This window comes from Streptomyces sp. NPDC002577 (assembly GCF_053594815.1).
In genome coordinates, this window is record NZ_JBSFWK010000008.1 from 114,444 (window position 1) to 130,572 (window position 16,129).

The 16,129-nt window shown below is 71.2% G+C and carries 14 protein-coding genes and 1 pseudogene; 12 read left to right on the forward strand and 3 right to left on the reverse strand.

Annotation, left to right across the window (positions count from 1 at the left end):
• Positions 1-30 precede the first annotated feature (30 nt).
• The 6 genes and pseudogenes from ACWD4J_RS14235 (at position 31) to ACWD4J_RS14260 (ending at position 5,762) form a co-directional block, all read left to right on the forward strand.
• A complete protein-coding gene (locus ACWD4J_RS14235) occupies positions 31-1,521 on the forward strand; it encodes a flavin-containing monooxygenase (RefSeq protein WP_451395637.1) in 1,491 nt (496 codons plus the stop codon).
• The gene (locus ACWD4J_RS14240; RefSeq protein ID WP_451395638.1) at positions 1,518-2,477 is read left to right on the forward strand and encodes a phytoene/squalene synthase family protein; all 960 of its coding nucleotides are present in this window, start codon (positions 1,518-1,520) and stop codon (positions 2,475-2,477) included. Before ACWD4J_RS14235 ends, ACWD4J_RS14240 begins: the two co-directional genes overlap by 4 nt.
• On the forward strand, positions 2,474-3,265 hold the full coding sequence (locus ACWD4J_RS14245; RefSeq protein WP_451395639.1) for a lycopene cyclase domain-containing protein: 792 nt from the start codon (positions 2,474-2,476) through the stop codon (positions 3,263-3,265). Before ACWD4J_RS14240 ends, ACWD4J_RS14245 begins: the two co-directional genes overlap by 4 nt.
• A 28-nt stretch (positions 3,266-3,293) precedes the next feature.
• On the forward strand, positions 3,294-4,805 hold the full coding sequence (crtI, locus tag ACWD4J_RS14250; RefSeq protein WP_451395640.1) for a phytoene desaturase family protein: 1,512 nt from the start codon (positions 3,294-3,296) through the stop codon (positions 4,803-4,805).
• A 94-nt stretch (positions 4,806-4,899) separates the two neighbouring features.
• Positions 4,900-5,171: pseudogene (locus ACWD4J_RS14255) on the forward strand (DUF4158 domain-containing protein); the annotation flags it as partial.
• A gap of 21 nt (positions 5,172-5,192) precedes the next feature.
• Positions 5,193-5,762, forward strand: coding sequence for an MFS transporter (locus ACWD4J_RS14260; protein WP_451395760.1), 570 nt, complete (start codon positions 5,193-5,195; stop codon positions 5,760-5,762).
• A gap of 83 nt (positions 5,763-5,845) precedes the next feature.
• On the opposite strand, the gene ACWD4J_RS14265 is transcribed toward ACWD4J_RS14260, so the two are convergent.
• From ACWD4J_RS14265 to ACWD4J_RS14275, 3 genes are all read right to left on the reverse strand, one after another.
• Positions 5,846-6,325: a hypothetical protein gene (locus ACWD4J_RS14265; RefSeq protein WP_451395641.1), complete on the reverse strand. Its 480-nt coding sequence runs from the start codon at positions 6,323-6,325 to the stop codon at positions 5,846-5,848.
• On the reverse strand, positions 6,222-6,680 hold the full coding sequence (locus tag ACWD4J_RS14270; RefSeq protein ID WP_451395642.1) for an LD-carboxypeptidase: 459 nt from the start codon (positions 6,678-6,680) through the stop codon (positions 6,222-6,224). Before ACWD4J_RS14270 ends, ACWD4J_RS14265 begins: the two co-directional genes overlap by 104 nt.
• Positions 6,681-6,986: 306 nt before the next feature.
• Positions 6,987-8,384 carry a carotenoid oxygenase family protein gene (locus ACWD4J_RS14275; RefSeq protein WP_451395643.1) on the reverse strand — a complete coding sequence of 466 codons (1,398 nt, stop codon included), beginning with the start codon at positions 8,382-8,384 and terminating at the stop codon, positions 6,987-6,989.
• A gap of 745 nt (positions 8,385-9,129) precedes the next feature.
• Between ACWD4J_RS14275 and ACWD4J_RS14280 the strand changes: the two genes are divergently transcribed.
• Genes ACWD4J_RS14280 through ACWD4J_RS14305 form a run of 6 tightly spaced genes read left to right on the forward strand, consistent with a single transcriptional unit; the run spans position 9,130 to position 16,129 of the window.
• On the forward strand, positions 9,130-10,989 hold the full coding sequence (locus ACWD4J_RS14280; RefSeq protein WP_451395644.1) for a phage tail sheath subtilisin-like domain-containing protein: 1,860 nt from the start codon (positions 9,130-9,132) through the stop codon (positions 10,987-10,989).
• A gap of 34 nt (positions 10,990-11,023) precedes the next feature.
• Positions 11,024-11,548: a phage tail protein gene (locus ACWD4J_RS14285; protein WP_004003113.1), complete on the forward strand. Its 525-nt coding sequence runs from the start codon at positions 11,024-11,026 to the stop codon at positions 11,546-11,548.
• Positions 11,549-11,580: 32 nt separating this feature from the next.
• The gene (locus ACWD4J_RS14290) at positions 11,581-12,309 is read left to right on the forward strand and encodes a T4 family baseplate hub assembly chaperone (RefSeq protein WP_451395645.1); all 729 of its coding nucleotides are present in this window, start codon (positions 11,581-11,583) and stop codon (positions 12,307-12,309) included.
• Complete coding sequence (locus ACWD4J_RS14295; protein WP_451395646.1) at positions 12,302-13,054, forward strand: hypothetical protein; 753 nt, start codon at positions 12,302-12,304, stop codon at positions 13,052-13,054. The genes ACWD4J_RS14290 and ACWD4J_RS14295 overlap by 8 nt, the downstream gene beginning before the upstream one ends.
• Before the next feature lie 33 nt (positions 13,055-13,087).
• Complete coding sequence (locus tag ACWD4J_RS14300; RefSeq protein WP_451395647.1) at positions 13,088-14,020, forward strand: DUF4255 domain-containing protein; 933 nt, start codon at positions 13,088-13,090, stop codon at positions 14,018-14,020.
• A gap of 33 nt (positions 14,021-14,053) precedes the next feature.
• Positions 14,054-16,129, forward strand: coding sequence for an ATP-binding protein (locus tag ACWD4J_RS14305; RefSeq protein ID WP_451395648.1), 2,076 nt, complete (start codon positions 14,054-14,056; stop codon positions 16,127-16,129).

Sequence of the window (16,129 nt, forward strand, 5' to 3'; positions counted from 1 at the left end):
GCCGTGAAAAGCGAAGAACAGGAAAACCGCATGACGAGTGCGACTGAGAGACCTCCTGCCACGCTGCAGGTGGCGATCATCGGGGCGGGGCTCGCGGGACTGTGCGCGGCGATCCGCCTCAAGCAGGCCGGAACCTCTTCCTTCACGGTGTTCGAGAAGGCCGACGACATCGGCGGGGTCTGGCGCGACAACAGCTATCCCGGCGCGGGCTGCGACATCCCGTCCTGCCTGTACTCGTACTCCTTCGAACAGCACGGCGAATGGACCCGTACCTACGCCGAACAGCCGGAGATCCTCGGCTACATCAGGCGCTGCGCGGAGCGCAACGGCATCCGTCCGCACATCAGGTTCGGCACCGAGATCACCCACGCCCGCTTCGACGAGACCGCCGGGGTGTGGCGGCTGCGCACTGCGGCGGGGGAGCGGTACGAGGCCCGGGTGCTCGTCACCGCCACCGGGCAGCTCAACCGCCCCCGGCTGCCGGACCTCAAGGGCATGGACGACTTCCGGGGCACGGCCTTCCACTCGGCCCGCTGGGACCACGGCCACGACCTGGCCGGACGGTCGGTCGCCGTGATCGGGAACGGATGCAGCGCCGTGCAGTTCGTGCCCCGCATCGCTCCCGTCGTGGAGCGGCTGCGGGTCTTCCAGCGCTCGCCGAAGTGGATCATCCCGAAGATGGACCGCGCCTACGGGCAGGCGACCCTGCGGGCCTTCGAGCGGTTCCCCTGGGCGCGGCAGATGCCGCGCGCCGCCTGGTGGCTGATGGCCGAGACCATCGCCTACTCACCGATCCACCGCGGTCCCATCGGGCGGGCGCTGGCCGCCCAGGCCCGCCACCATCTGCGCCGCCAGATCCCGAACCCGGTGCTGCGCAGGCAGCTCACCCCGGAGTACCCGTTCGGCTGCAACCGGATGATCCTGTCCAACGACTACTACCCGGCCCTCATGCGCCCGAATGTCGAGCTGGTCGCCGACGGCATCGAGCGCGTCACCGAGGACGGCATCGAGACGGCCGACGGCCGGATCCACCAGGCGGACACCGTCATCTACGCCACCGGCTTCCACTCGACGGACTTCCTCGCCCCGATCGAGGTGGAGGGCCCCGGCGGCCGGCTGAACGACGCCTGGCGAAGCGGCGCCTCGGCCTATCTGGGCATGACCGTCCCCGGCTTCCCCAATCTCTTCGTGCTCTACGGGCCGAACACCAGCAGCGGCAACAACTCCGTGGTCTACATGCTGGAGAGCCAGGTGCGGTATCTGCTGCGCTGCCTGGAGGTCATCGGCGACCGGCGCACCATGGAGGTCAGCCGGCAGGCGCTCGACGACTACCAGCGCGGGCTCGACGCCGGACTGAGCTCCACGGTGTGGCAGGGCGACTGCCGCAGCTGGTACAAGACCGACTCCGGCGAGGTCACCAATCTGTGGCCGCACCGCGCCTACCGCTACCGCCTCGCCACCCGCGAACCCGACCTGACGCACTACCGCGTCAGCGACCACACCACGGCGGCCCAGCGATGAGTCCCGGGACGGCGTTCGCGCAGCCGGGTCCCCCGCGCATCAAGAGCTCGCACGCCCGCTGGCTGGACGCGGCCGGCATCCACGACCCAACTCTGCGGGCCGCCTTCGAGGAGTGCCGGAAACTGCACGCCTCCTTCGGCCGCACCTACTACCTGGCGACACTGCTGCTGCCGCCCGCCAAGCGCCCGTACGTCAACAGTCTCTACGGCTTCGCCCGCTACGCCGACGAGATCGTGGACAACGGCGACCCGCTCACCAGGGCGGAGACCCTGACCCGGTGGAGCGACCAGGCCCTGGACGACCTCCGGCGCGGCGAGAGCACGGACCCGGTCTGCCGGGCCCTGCTGCACACCATGAAGGTCTGGGACGTCCACACCGAGCACATCGAGGCGTTCCTGTCCTCGATGCTGATGGACCTGACCGTCACCGAGTACCCGGCCTACACCGACCTCCAGACGTACATGTACGGGTCCGCCGCGGTGATCGGGCTCGAGATGACGCCGATCCTCGAACCCCGCGAGGACGGTGCGTACGAGCGGGCCCATGCGCTCGGCGAGGCGTTCCAGCTGACCAACTTCGTCCGCGACATCGACGAGGACCTCGACCGCGGGCGCCTCTACCTCCCGCTTGAGGACCTGGACGCGTTCGGCGTCACCCGCGAGGAGCTCGAGGCCCGCGCCGTCACCCCGCGGATCAGGGAACTGCTCCGGTACGAGATCCACCGCACCCGCCGGATCTATGCGTTCGCCGCCGAGGGCGTCGACATGCTGGCACCGTCCAGCCGCGACTGCATCCGTACCGCCCTGGCCCTGTACAGCGGAATCCTCGACGAGATCGAGCGCGCTGACTACGAGGTCTTCCAGCGCCGTGCGGCGGTGAGTCTGCCCAGACGGCTGCGGGTCGCGCTGCCCGCGTATCTGCATGCCCGGCGGCAGTGGGAGGCGGTCGCGGCATGACCTACGGCGTCTTCCTGATGACGATTCTGCTGCCGCTGCTGCTCGTCGTACTCACCTTGCTGGTGGTACGCCACCGGTCTCTGCCGGCGGACGAGCGTGCCGGGGTACGGCGCGGGCTGATGACGGTGGGGGTCCTGGCCGTGGTGGCGGTGGTGTGGACGACGCCGTGGGACCGGTGGCTGATCGTGCACGGCGTCTGGGGGTATCCGCCGGGGAGCGTGATCGGCACGGTGGTCCGGGTGCCCATCGAGGAGTACCTGTTCATGGTCGGCCAGACGGTGCTGACCGGCTGCTGGACGCTGTTCGTCACCGCTCGCGCCCCCGAGCCGCAGCCCGCGAAGGACGCATGGTGGCGCCCGGCGTGCTGCGCAGGCTGGCTGACCGCCGCCTGCGCCGGATGGCTGCTGACGACCCATCAGCAGGCCCTGTACCTGGGAGCCATCCTCCTCTGGTTCGCCCCGCCGCTCGCCCTTCAGGCCGCCGCCGGGGCCGACGTACTGCGCGCCGCCCGCGCGGACCGGCTCCGCGGACTCGCCGTGACCCCGGTGCTGTGGGCGGCGGACGCGCTGGCCATCCACGCCGGAGCGTGGCGGATCAGCGACGCCCACACCGTGGGGTTCGCGCCAGGCGGACTGCCCCTGGAGGAGGCCGTGTTCTTCCTGGCCACCGATCTGCTGGTGGTCGACAGCGTCCTGCTGGTCCGGGCCGCGACGGTACGCGAACGGACGCGCACGGCCGCCCGATGGGCACGGCGGCCGGCGACCGTGCCCGAACCGGGTCGTCACTGACCGGCCCCCACCCGAGAGGACACACTCCATGGCGATACGCGCGATCCGCACCGTTCAGGGACCCACCCGCCGCGTGGTCATCGTCGGGGCGGGACTCGGCGGGCTGTCGGCCGCCCTGCGGCTGGCCGCCGCCGGGCGCGAGGTCACCGTGATCGAGCGGGAGCCGGTGCCAGGCGGCCGGGCCGGGCTGCTGCAGGAGGGCGGCTACACCTTCGACACCGGGCCGACGGTCCTGACCATGCCGGACCTGATCGCCGACGCACTGGGCTGTGTCGGCGAGCGGATGGAGGACTGGCTGAAGCTGGTCCGGCTCGACCCGGTGTACCGGGCCTCCTTCGCGGACGGCTCACGCCTTGACGTACGGGCCGATCCGGAGGACATGGCCGAGGAGATCGCCCGTGTCTGCGGTGCGCGGGAGGCGGTCGGATACCGGCGGTTCCACCGCTTCATGGACCAGATGTACCGGTGCGAGATGAACGACTTCATCGACCGCAACATCGACGGGCCATGGCACCTGCTCACCCCCAACCTCGCCCGGCTGGTCGCGCTCGGCGGCTTCCGCCGTCTCGCCCCCAAGGTCGCCTCGTACCTGCGGGACGACCGCACCCAGCGGATCTTCTCGTTCCAGGCGATGTACGCCGGCGTCTCGCCCCAGCAGGCCCTGGCGCTGTACGCCGTCATCGCCTACATGGACACGGTCGGCGGGGTGTTCTTCCCGGTCGGCGGGGTGCACGCGGTCCCGAGAGCGCTGGCGGGGGCGGCCGAGAAACACGGGGTGGTCTTCCGGTACGGGACCGAGGCGTCCCGCGTCGAGATGTCGGGACGGCGCGCGACCGCCGTCATCACCACGGAGGGCGAGCGGATCCCCGCCGACGCCGTGGTCCTCAACCCGGACCTGCCGGTCGCCCATGACGAGTTGCTCGGCCGCCGGCCGCGCTCGGTGCGCCGGCTGCGCTATTCGCCCTCCTGCTTCCTGCTGCTCTCCGGCGGACGCGCGACCCACCCGGACCTCTCCCATCACAACATCCACTTCGGCCGGGCGTGGCGCACGGTGTTCTCCGAACTCCTCGACCGTGGGCGGCTGATGAGCGACCCGTCGTTCTTCGTCACCTCGCCCAGCCGCTCCGATCCCCGGCTGGCGCCGCAGGACCGGCACACGTACTACACGCTCTTCCCCACGCCCAATCTGCGGTCCGGCATCGACTGGGAGCGGCTCGGGCCGCTCTATCGCGACGAGGTGGCGGCGACCCTTGAGAGCCACGGCTACACCGGATTCGGCTCGGCCATGGAGGTCGAGCACACGATCACCCCGGCCGACTGGCGGCGCATGGGCATGGCCGAGGGGACACCCTTCGCGGCCTCACACGTCTTCTCCCAGACCGGCCCGTTCCGGCCCGGCAACCTCTACGGCGAGAACGTCGTCTTCGCCGGCTCGGCCACCCGGCCGGGCGTGGGCGTCCCCATGGTGCTGATCAGCGGCCGGCTGGCCGCCGAGCGCATCACGGGGGTTGAGGAACATTGGAACGGAAACTGGCGCTAAGCCTCCCGCGCGCCTGAGAGCGCTTTGACCTGGGCTTTTGTGGGGGCGGAGCCTTCGACGGTCGTGTTGATCACTGACTGTGTGGAGGTCCGGGGTGCCGGTCGAGTTTCTGACGGATGCGCAGGCCGCCGCGTACGCGGCGTTTGACGGGGCGCCGTCCCGTACGGAGTTGGAGCGGCTCTTCTTCCTGGACGACGCGGACCGGGAACTGGTTGAGGCGAAGCGGCGGTCCCACAACCGGCTGGGTTTCGCGGCCCAGCTGAGACCGCGCGCTATCTCGGGGTGTTCCTGGACGACCCGACGGACGTGCCGGCCGAGGTCGTCGACTACCTCGCGGAGCAGCTCGGCATCGAGGACTCCTCGGTGCGCGTGCTGCTGGCCGCCAACGTGGTCTACGTCTTCTGCCTCAACGTCCCCGAAATCGCGCTGCCTCTGGTCCTGGTGACACACTTGCACGCATCCTCGGTGTGGTCGGCAGCCATCTTCGTGGCGAACACGGTGCTGGTGGTCACCCTGCAGGTTCCGGTCACCGTCCTGATGTCCCGCTTCTCCCGGCGGACCGTGCTGGCTCTTGCCGGCGTGGTACTCGCCGCGTCCTACCTCGGCTTCCTCGCGGCCACCTCACTGGGACACGGCTGGAGTGCCCCGGCCGTCGCCGCGGTGTCCGTGGTCTGCACCATCGGCGAGATCATCTATGCCGGCAGCGCCACCGCGCTCGTCACCGCCCTCGCCCCGGCTCATGTCCTGGGACGCGCCCTCGCCCGCTTCCAGCTCTCCACGGGCGTCGGCCTCGCCGTCTCCCCGGCGGTCATCACCGCTCTCGCCTCCCACGGCTCGGCTGCCCTCTGGGGCAGCCTCGCCGCTGCGACGCTTCTGTCCGCCTCCGCCGTTGCCACCGAGAAGGATCAAGGAATGCGGCTCAGCGGTTGCTGCCCCCGGGCGCGAGCAGGCTCGTGAGCTCGGCGATCGCCTCGGGGGACGGCTAGACCGGGCAGCCATCCACCGCTGTGGGCCCTGCCCCGGAGTAAGGCAGTCGACGGTCAGGCGACTGCTGGCTGAACCGTCAGGGTGCCGGCGGCGGTGTCGATCGTGGCCTGAGTGCCGAGCGGGACGGTCGGAGGATGTGGGCCGTGTCCGGCAGGGAGCCCGCCGAGGACAGGAACGCCCAGGCGGGTCAGTCGGTCACGCAGGACGTCGGCGATGCCCCATCCCCCCAGGGACGGGTCATCGGCATCCTGGTCGAAGCCGAGGAACTGGCCGAGCACGACACCGCGCAACCCGTCCAGAGCCCCGGTACGGGTCAGCTGGGTCAGCGCGCGGTCGACCTCCCCCAATCCTGTGCCTCGCTGGTGTTCGAGAAAGAGGATCGCTCCTTTGAGGCTCGGCAGACCGGCGCCGGCCTCGGTGCGGATCGCGTCAAGGTTGCCGCCGACCAGGACACCGGTCGCGGTGCCCTCGACGGTGACTGCCGCACTGGCTTGACTGGTGTCCCGGTGGATGATGACGGGATCGGTGGTCATCAGCGCGCGGCGAACGGCGTCGGCTGATGCGGGCCCGCACCATTCGTCGCTCGCGTTGGGGGAAGGGGCCGTGCAGGCAGGACAAGCGGCATCGAGCCCACAGGGCGAGGTGGAGGTGGGTGATGTCGCTGAAGCCGACCACCGGTTTCGGGTCACGGCGCAGCGCGTCGGTATCGAGGTCGTCGACGATGCGGTAGGTGCCCTTACCGCCCATGGCGGCAAACACAGCGCGGACCCCCGGGTCGCCGAACGCAGAGTTCAGGTCGAAGACACGATCCTCATCCCGGCCGGCCATATACCCCCATTGGTCAAAGACGTGCTCACCCAACCCGACCCGAAGCCCCCATGACGCCATTAACTCAACGCCACGGGCGCTCCCTCGCGGCTGGGGGGACAGGCCGGAGCGACGATCCGCACCCGGTCCCCAGGCCGCAACCGCGGCGACCGCACGCTCTGGAGACTGTCGAAGGAGTCCATGCCGTGATCTTCCTGCACACGCCCAGCCGAAGCCAAGCCCCCGCAGATCAATCACTCATCGTCACGCAAGCAGGCAGTCGTGAGCGGAATACGCGACAGCTGAACATGCGAGCTCACCAGTCTCGACCCCCATCACCGGGGTGGCCTGAGCCTGTGTATCAGCGGGGCCGGCTGAACCGGTGTGTCACCAGGGCGGCCCGAGCCCGGCGGCGACCGCGCCGAGTTCGGCTCCGGGTATCCAGTTCGAATGGAACCCGAAGGGCACGCGCACCGGCAGGCGTACGGTCGCGACGGGCGGGCCGGTGAAATCGCGGGCGTCCAGCACCACGAGGTCGCTCTCGTGGTGGAGCGCGTCGATGCGGAAGTGCAGTATCCAGCCGTCGTCCTCGGCCGCGCCGTCGCCTGCCCGGGGCACGAACACCGGCTCGGTCGGTACCGATCCGTGCGGGAAGGCACGCTCCTCGGTGTGCTCCCGCGCGATGTCGTACTTGACCAGCACCTCGGGCTCGTGGGTGCTCAGTCCCAGCTCCCGGGCGCTCATGCCGTAGTAGTGGCGGAACGGCCGCCCGATCCGCCGGGGGTCGACGCGAGGCAACTCCTGCTGGCGGTCGTCGAGCTGGCGCTCGGTCACCGTGCCGAGGGCCGGGTCGATGGTCCATTCCCAGAGCAGGCCCGCCCCGTACGCGAACGGGTCCTGGCTGTTTCCGTCGAACATCTTGGGGTAGCGCAGTGCGTAGACTCGGACCACTCCGTTCTCCTCGGTGGCGTTGACCGAGTGGAAGACGAAGCAGGGTGCGATGGAGAACCACCGCAGACTGCCGGCGCCGCCCTCCCTGGGGAGCAGACCGATGCGCGCCTGATGCCGGTCGTCCCAGCGGAAGGGGAATCTGCCGCGAGCCGCCTGTCCGAGGTCGAAGCGCACGGGCAGGTCGAACAGCACCACATGGTTCTGGGTGAGGGCGATGTCGTGCATCATCGGCCGGCCGCCGAGCGGGATCCGCTCCGTCTTCCTGGTCGTGCCGTCGGCGGTGATCACGACGTAGTCGGCCGAGGTCCGCAGTGGCGAGTACGCGAGGGCGAAGAGCTCCCCGCTGACCGGGTCGGTCTTGGGGTGCGCGGTGATTCCTCTGGGCAGTCCGCCGCCCAGGTCGGAGTACTCGACGGTGTCCAGGGTCTCGCTCAGCCGGACCGGCATGCACCCCGTCTCGACCAGGGCGAGCAGCAGGCCCCCGTGGCAGACCACATTGGTGTTGACGACGTCGGTGAAGAACCGCCGCGGACCCGGGGGCCGGGACTCGCCGAGCGAACGGTACACCCGCCGGGAGCGGATCCATCGATTGCGGAACCACTCGGCGCGGCCGTCCCGCAGCCGGACGCCGCACACCATGCCGTCCTGGCTGAACCAGGAGTAGTCCTCCGAGTCGCGGCGCCGGGGCGGGGCCAGCGGATTGCCGCCGATCTGGGTGAACAGCCCGTCCAGCTCGGGCGGGAGTGTGCCCCGCACCGGAAGGCGGTGGGCGGTGTGTTCGGTGTAGAGGGGCGTGAAGGCGCCCTGGAGGAACGGACTGAGTCTGCCGGGCATGGGCCACTCCTCGCGTCCCGGCAACGCTAGGCCGCAGCGCAGCGGCGGCCGATGGGGCCGGTGAATTGCCGGCCGAAGGATTCAACGGGGACGGGTGTGCCGCATCCTTCGGTCACGGTGCCGTCGCGCCGACGGTGGCTGCCCCGGAGTGGCCTGAGACCGGCAGACGCCGACACCGGGTGACACCTGCCGGTGCCAAGCGGCCCGCCATCGCTGCGGTGCGCACGCCGGTGATCGGCGTGTTCGCGTCACCCCAGGGAAACCGGCCACGGCGGTTTGTGTGCGACCGGGGGAGGCCGCAGCGGCAGGGGGTGGGCTGAGTGAGGCAGTGGGAGCGCTACCCCTGCGGTCACGGGACCGGTCGGGATGTGCGCGCCCATCTGAGACAGCACCCTCTGTGTGCGAACTGTGAAGCATCGGGCGGGGGCATGCGGGTGAAATGTGTGAATGCCGCGATGTCATCTTCGCGAAACCCCCTCCTGGAGTGGCTAAAACGCGCCTTGTTCGGTCAACTCCGGTCACATCAGGGTGGGTTGAGCACTTGAGCATCAGGAGTCACAAGCACGTTGCTTGACCCGGGCAGTCGACCGTCCCGGGGCACTGACGGGGGAAACTGATGCGGTGCGCATGGCCGCCGCCGCTCTGCGTGCGGAGCGTCTTCGCGCGCCGGTTCGGACCGTCCCCTCCGTCGCCTCTTGGTGCCTTCATCCGGTGCCCGAGAGCAGGGATAGGAGGGGGAACGCCGATGAGTGCAGCGAGCGTCGCCAGGCCGACGTATCCCGGCGTCTACGTCGAAGAGCTTCCCAGCAGTACCCGCACCATCTCGACCCTGACCACTTCGGTGACGGCCTTCGTGGGCCACACCCGGCGCGGTCCGCTGAACGAGCCGGTGCGAGTCACCAGCTTCGCGGACTTCGAGCGGCGCTTCGGCGGTCTCAGCGCGCAGAGCGCCGTCGGCTACGCGGTGCACCAGTTCTTCGGCAACGGCGGCACCGTCGCGGTGATCGTCCGCGTCGCCAAGGCCGGCAGCGGCAAGGCCGCCTGCGTCACCCTGGAGTCCACCGAGGGGCACAGCGCGAGCCGGGTCCTGGAGGTGCACGCCAAGGAGCCGGGCGCGTGGGGGAACGGTCTGCGCGTCGCTGTCGACTACGACACGCCTTGTCCCGAAGAAACCTTTAACCTGAGCGTTCACGACGCCAAGGGCGAGGCGAGGGAGAGCTTCACGGGCCTGTCCACGGACCCCGGGCACGGCCGCTACGCGCCGACCGTGATCAACGCGGGCTCCCGGCTGATCCGTGTCGAGACCGTCGGCGAGGGCCGGCCTGACCCGTCCGGCACCGTGTCCAAGCCGTACGGGCACGAGCTGCCCGACCTGGCGGTCGACCTCACCGTCAAGATCGGCGACGTGGAGCGCGAGTTCACGCTCTACGACCCCGACACCGACGGCGAGGCCCCGTCCACCGTCGCCGAACTGTCGCTGCTCCTCGAGCGCAAGCTGCGGGCACTGCCCGACGCCCCGGGCAAGCACGCCTTCGCGGGTGCCGAGGTCACCGCCTTCGGCCGGCGCCTGCAGGTCGTGGCGGGCTCCACCGACCCCGAGGACGTCGTCCGCTTCCTCGGTGAGTGCGCCAACGACCTGGGCCTGGAGGCCTCCGTCAACCCGCCGGTGTTCCCGCTGGAGGGCGGCGAGGACGGCGAGGCCCCCGGGCCACGCGACCTCATCGGCAGCGAGGCCGACAAGACCGGCATCCAGGCGCTGCGCGGCGAGGCCGACGTCAACCTGCTCGTCCTGCCCGAACTCGCGGCGTACGAGTCGACCGACGACATCGTCACCGTCGTCTCGGCGGCCCAGCGGCTGTGCCAGGAGCGGCGGATCTTCCTGCTCGTCGACGCGCCCGGCACCTGGGTGAACGTGGACACGGCACGCGCCGGTCTTGCCGCCTTCGACGCCGTGCGCGGCAACCACGCGGGCCTGTACTTCCCGCATCTGCAGCTCACCGATCCGCTCACCGGGCGGCTGCGCTCCTTCCCGCCGTCCGGCGCGGTCGCGGGCGTCATCGCGCGCACCGACTCCGAGCGCGGCGTGTGGAAGGCTCCGGCCGGCACCGAGGCGCGGCTCGCGGGCGTGCACTCGCTCACGGTCAGCCTGACCGACCGCGAGACCGGCCTGCTCAACCCGCTCGGCGTCAACGTCCTGCGCACCTTCCCGGTGACCGGCCCCGTGGTCTGGGGCGCGCGCACGCTGGAGGGCTCGGACGCGCTCGACAGCGAGTGGAAGTACGTCCCGGTGCGGCGGCTGGCCCTGCACGTCGAGGAGAGCCTCCAGCGGGGCCTGCAGTGGGTCGTCTTCGAGCCCAACGACGAGAACCTGTGGCAGCAGATCCGCCTCAGCGCCTCCTCGTTCCTGCACACGCTCTTCCGGCAGGGCGCCTTCAAGGGCGGCACACCGCGCGAGGCGTACTTCGTCAAGTGCGACAGCGACACGACGACCGACGAGGACATCGCGAACGGGATCGTGAACGTCCTGGTCGGCGTCGCACCGGTCCGGCCGGCGGAGTTCGTGATCGTAAAAATCCAGCAGACGTCCGGGCAGTTCGAGCTCTAGGCGCCCGGGAATCTTGGAGAGCTGAAGGAATCCGATGGCTGAGTTCACGGTCAACGCCCATCGTTTCGACCCCTACAAGAACTTCAAGTTCCTGGTTCTGTGGGACGGTCGGACGGTCGCCGGCATCAGCAAGATCAGTCCGCTGAAGCGGACCACCGAGGTCGTCAAGCACCGGCATGGCGGCGATCCCAGCTCCCCGCGCAAGTCGCCGGGGCGCTCCGAGTTCGAGGGCATCACGCTGGAGCGCGGGGTCACGCACGACCCCGAGTTCGACCGCTGGGCCAACAAGGTCTGGCAGGTCGGCGCGGGGCTCGGCTCCGAGGTGTCTCTCGCCGACTTCCGCAAGGACATCGTGATCCAGGTCCTCAACGAGGCCGGCCAGGTCGCCGTCTCGCACAAGCTCTACCGGACCTGGCCCAGCGAGTACCAGGTGCTCGGCGAGCTGGACGCCAACGCCAACGCGGTGGCCATCCAGTCGCTGAAGCTCGAGTGCGAGGGCTGGGAGCGGGACTACGAGGTGCCCGAGCCGGAGGAGCCCTCGTTCCTCAACCCGGCGTGAATTAAAGGAAGTTGAGGGGAGCGGGGGAAGGCATGGCGATCACCGGGGCGGCAGGTCTGCTGGCCACCTGGGAGGCAGGGCTTGCCGAGGCGCCCGCCGGGCGCGCCCGGCTGCTGCACCGCACGGCGCGCCCGGACCTCGACTCCGGGGTACTGCCGGTGCTGCCGGTCGGCGAGCGCGAGGCCGACCTGTTCGCGCTGCGCCGGGCCCTGTTCGGGGAACGGATGCAGGTGCGTCTGGAGTGCGCCGCGTGCGGGGAGGACATGGAGTTCGACCTGGACACGGGGGAGTTCGCGCGGTCACCGGTCCGACGCGACGACTCCGTCGTACGGGTACGGCAGGACGGCTGGGAGGTCGAGTTCCGGCTGCCCGGCGTCGCCGACCTGACGGCGGTGGCCCGGGCGGCCGACCCGCGTGCGGCCCTGCTCGCGCGATGCCTCCTCTCGGCGGTGTACGAGGGAAAGACCGTGCCCGCCGGGGGCCTCCCCTTGCCCGTGCAGCGCAGGATCGCCGAGGCGGTCGAGGCCGCCGACCCGGGCGCCGACGTGACGCTCAACGTGGCCTGCCCCGAGTGCGGGCAGGCCACCCGGGCCGAACTCGACATCGCCTCCTGTCTGTGGACCGAACTGGACGCCTGGGCACGGGACCTGCTGCTCGACGTCCATCTGCTCGCCACCGCCTACGGCTGGAGCGAGCCGGAGATCCTGGCGCTCAGCCCGCTGCGGCGCCGCTACTACCTGGAGCTGTGTGCGGATGTCTGACGCCGATGGTGCGCCGGTTCCCGACTTCCTGGACCGGCTGATCGCCCGGCACGCCCCGGCCGCCGCCGGTCCCCGCCCGGGTGTGGTGCGGGTACGGCCCCGGTTGCCCGGCCCGTTCGAACGGGTCGAGGCGGTACGGAGTACGACGGCGGAACCGGACGACGGGAACGGCCTGCTGTGGCCCTCCGCCACGCCGTCCACCGTGTCGCAGCCCGACCTACCGCGTCCGCCGACCGCCGAGCCGCGCATCCGCACGGAACGGGAGCGGACCGTCGTACGCACCGAACACGCCCCGGCGGACCGGGACGTGACCCCGCGGCCTTCCCTGCAATCCGCACCCGAGGCACCCCTGCTGCGTCCCGTCGCGCCCCTCGCGCCGGGGCCCCGGCCGGTTCCGGACGCGTCGCGCCGTGCGGCGGGCCGGGAGCGCCCGGACCGGGGTGCCGCCCAGAGCGCGGCGTCCGTGCCCATCCCCCCGGGCGCGGACGCCGCTTCCCCCGCCGCCGTGTCCACCCCCGTGCGGCCGAGCGCCGCGGACACGGCGGCGGCACGCGACGCCGTACGGCAGGCCGCGGCCCGGCGGCCCGCACGGGCGACCGAGCAGGTGGTGCAGGTGCAGATCGGGCGGCTGGAGGTGACGGCGGGCCCGTCGCCCTCCGGCGGCAACCGACAGCGGACGCCCGCGACAGGGCGTCCGGGGGCCACCTTGAGCCTGGCGGACTATCTGGCGCGAGGGCGGGAGTGACATGACAGACCGAGGAACCGAGGAACCGACGCCATGAGCAACGCACTCGCCATCGCCCATGTCACCCAGGCCCTCGCCCTGCTGCTCGAGTCCAACCTGGGCCCCGAGTTCGACGAGGCCGTCAAGGTGGAGCCGCGCAAGCCGCCGGCGGAACCGCCGGACCAGCCCACCATCAACGTGTTCCTCTACCAGGTCACGCCCAACACCTCGCAGCGCAACAACGACCTGCCGACCCGCGCGTCCGACGGCACGCTGATCAAGCGGCCGGCCGCCGCGCTGGACCTGCGCTATCTGATCAGCGCGTACGGCGACGAGACGGAACTGGTCGGGCAGAGGCTGATCGGCGCCGTCGTGCGCACCCTGCATGGGATACCGGTCCTGCCGAAGGACGTCATCGAACAGGCCGGTGAGCGGCCCTACCTGACGGGCAGCGACCTCGCGCAGACGGCGCAGCGGGTGCGGTTCGCACCCACGGTGATGGACATCGACGAGACGTCGAAGTTGTGGGGCATGCTCTACCAGACGCCCTACTCGCTGTCCGTGGCCTATCAGGCGTCCCTCGTCCTCATCGACGGGCGCGAGACACCGGTGGCGGCGAAGCCGGTGGAGCGGCCGGACGTGCGGGTGCTGCCGTTCGGGGCACCGGGGGCGCCGGTGCCCCCGGCGACAGGTGACCAGGCTTCAGCCAACGGGTCCGGGGCCTCTGCTGAGGCGCCCGAGGAGTCCGCCGCCAGGCCGCCGGCGAAGACCCGGGCGAAGGTCCCGGCGAAGGCGGCCGCCAAGACCACTGCTGCGAAGACTCCCGCTGCCAAGGCTCCCGCCAGGACCGCCGCCAAGACGCCTGCGAAGTCCCCGGCGCGCGGCCGCAAGACGGCGCAGCCGAGCGGGTCGTCGAGGACGGACGGCGCGGCGCGCAGTGGCGGCGCCGGTGCCACGGACGGTGGGTCCGAGGGCGCGGAGAGCTGAGACGACATGGGGACGACGGGGGCAGGTGAGGACATGGGGACATACGGGCCGAGCGCGGAGGGCGCTTCTGGTACGGCGGGCGTACGCGACGGCAGCGTGACGCTGACCGCGGAGATCCGACGCGTCCTGTCCCGCGTCGACGCCCACGCGGCCCGCGCCGGGCACACCGCTCGGCCGGCGCCCCATGCCGAGCCCGCCTCCCAGGCCACCACGGGCGCCTCGGACGACGCATCCGCCGAGGACAGCTCCCGCCCCTCCACGGACTCGCCCCCCGCCACGTCCACACAGATCACTCGCAGCACCCCCGGCACCGCCCCCCTCGACGCCCTGGTCACCTGCTTCGGTCTCACCCCCTTCGAACGTGACCTGATCCTCCTCACCGCCGCCGACGAACTGGACCCCACCGCCGCCGCCCGATGCGCCGGCGCCTGCGGCGACCCGCAGCGCGCGTACCCGACCTTCTCGCTCGCGCTCGCCGCGCTGGACGAGCCGCACTGGAGCGCGCTCACGCCAGTGGCGCCGCTGCGGCGGTGGCGGATCGTCGAGCTGGACGACGATTCGCGGCTGACGATGTCACGGCTGCGACTGGACGAGCGGATCCTGCACTTCCTGCTGGGCTCGCCCTATCTGGACGCCCGGCTGCACGGCCGGCTGCGCCGCACCCCGGTGCCGGAGCAGCTGCCGCCGTCCCACGACCTGGCCGCGAGCCGCGTCGCCGAGGGCTGGACGACGGCGGCGAGCCCGGACGCGCCGCTGCTCGTCGAGGTGACCGGCGGGGATCTGCGCAGCCGGGCCGACATCGCCGCCGCCGCGGCCGCGCGGTCCGGGCTGGGGCTCTACGCCATGGGCGCCGAAGACGTACCGGCCGATCCCGTCGAGCGGGACCGGCTCGCCCGGCTCTGGCAGCGCGAGGCGATCCTGCTGCCCGCCGCGCTGCTCGTGGAGGTGGGCGAGCTGGACCGCGACCAGCGGGCGGCGACGGAGGCGTTCCTCGCCGGGGCCGCCGTACCGGTCGTCGTGTCGAGCGAGGACCCGCTGCGCACGGACCGGCCGCACGGCGCACGGGTGGCCGTACCCCACCTGGACGACGACGAGCAGGTCGCTCTGTGGGCCGACGCGTTCCAGCCCGTCGCCGACCTCGCCGACGGTGAACTTCGGTCGCTGGTCGCGCAGTTCCAGCTGCCGCCGCACGTCGTACGGTCCGCCGCCGCCACCGTACGCCGCCGACTGCCGTACGAGGACGAGCTCGACGTCGCCGAACTCGCCTGGCGGGCCGGGCTGGAAGAGGCCCGCATCGGCATGGACGAGCTGGGCCGCCGTATCGAGCCGCAGGCCGGCTGGGACGACCTGGTGCTGCACGAGCGGCAGTTGAGCGTGCTGCGCGAGATCGTCGCGCATGTGCGGCAGCGGGCGACCGTCCACCAGGAGTGGGGGTTCGCGGGCACCCTGCGCCGCGGCCTCGGCGTCACCGCGATGTTCGCGGGCGGCTCCGGCACCGGTAAGACGCTGGCCGCCGAGGTCATGGCGAAGGAGCTCGGCCTCGATCTGTTCGTCATCGACCTCTCCCAGGTCGTCAGCAAGTACATCGGCGAGACCGAGAAGAACCTCCGCCGCGTCTTCGACGCCGCCGAACGCGGCGGCGCGCTGCTCCTGTTCGACGAGGCCGACGCGTTGTTCGGCAAGCGCAGCGAGGTCAAGGACAGCCACGACCGGTACGCCAACCTCGAGGTCAGCTACCTGCTGATGCGGATGGAGGCCTACCGAGGCCTCGCCATCCTCACCACCAACATGAAGAAGGCCCTCGACACCGCCTTCATGCGCCGCATCCGCTTCGTCGTCGACTTCCCCTTCCCCGCCGAGCACGAACGCGCCGAGATCTGGCGCCGGGTGCTTCCGCCGCAGGCCCCTCTGAAGGACATCGACCCGGACCTTCTCGCCCAACTCACCGTCGCGGGCGGCTCCATCCGCAACATCGCCCTGTCCGGCGCCTTCCTCGCGGCCGACGAGGGCGGCCGGCTCCAGATGCGACACATGCTGGCCGCGGCCCGCACCGAGTACCTCAAGCTGGAGCGCTCCCTGACACCGGCGGAGGTCCGCGGATGGGCCTGA

Coding starts and splice junctions, on each gene's coding strand:
- ACWD4J_RS14235 (WP_451395637.1), top strand. CDS start 31: ATGACGAGTGCGACTGAGAGACCTCCTGCCACGCTGCAGGTGGCGATC.
- ACWD4J_RS14240 (WP_451395638.1), top strand. CDS start 1,518: ATGAGTCCCGGGACGGCGTTCGCGCAGCCGGGTCCCCCGCGCATCAAG.
- ACWD4J_RS14245 (WP_451395639.1), top strand. CDS start 2,474: ATGACCTACGGCGTCTTCCTGATGACGATTCTGCTGCCGCTGCTGCTC.
- crtI (WP_451395640.1), top strand. CDS start 3,294: ATGGCGATACGCGCGATCCGCACCGTTCAGGGACCCACCCGCCGCGTG.
- ACWD4J_RS14265 (WP_451395641.1), bottom strand. CDS start 6,325: ATGACCACCGATCCCGTCATCATCCACCGGGACACCAGTCAAGCCAGT.
- ACWD4J_RS14270 (WP_451395642.1), bottom strand. CDS start 6,680: ATGGCGTCATGGGGGCTTCGGGTCGGGTTGGGTGAGCACGTCTTTGAC.
- ACWD4J_RS14275 (WP_451395643.1), bottom strand. CDS start 8,384: ATGCCCGGCAGACTCAGTCCGTTCCTCCAGGGCGCCTTCACGCCCCTC.
- ACWD4J_RS14280 (WP_451395644.1), top strand. CDS start 9,130: ATGAGTGCAGCGAGCGTCGCCAGGCCGACGTATCCCGGCGTCTACGTC.
- ACWD4J_RS14285 (WP_004003113.1), top strand. CDS start 11,024: ATGGCTGAGTTCACGGTCAACGCCCATCGTTTCGACCCCTACAAGAAC.
- ACWD4J_RS14290 (WP_451395645.1), top strand. CDS start 11,581: ATGGCGATCACCGGGGCGGCAGGTCTGCTGGCCACCTGGGAGGCAGGG.
- ACWD4J_RS14295 (WP_451395646.1), top strand. CDS start 12,302: ATGTCTGACGCCGATGGTGCGCCGGTTCCCGACTTCCTGGACCGGCTG.
- ACWD4J_RS14300 (WP_451395647.1), top strand. CDS start 13,088: ATGAGCAACGCACTCGCCATCGCCCATGTCACCCAGGCCCTCGCCCTG.
- ACWD4J_RS14305 (WP_451395648.1), top strand. CDS start 14,054: ATGGGGACATACGGGCCGAGCGCGGAGGGCGCTTCTGGTACGGCGGGC.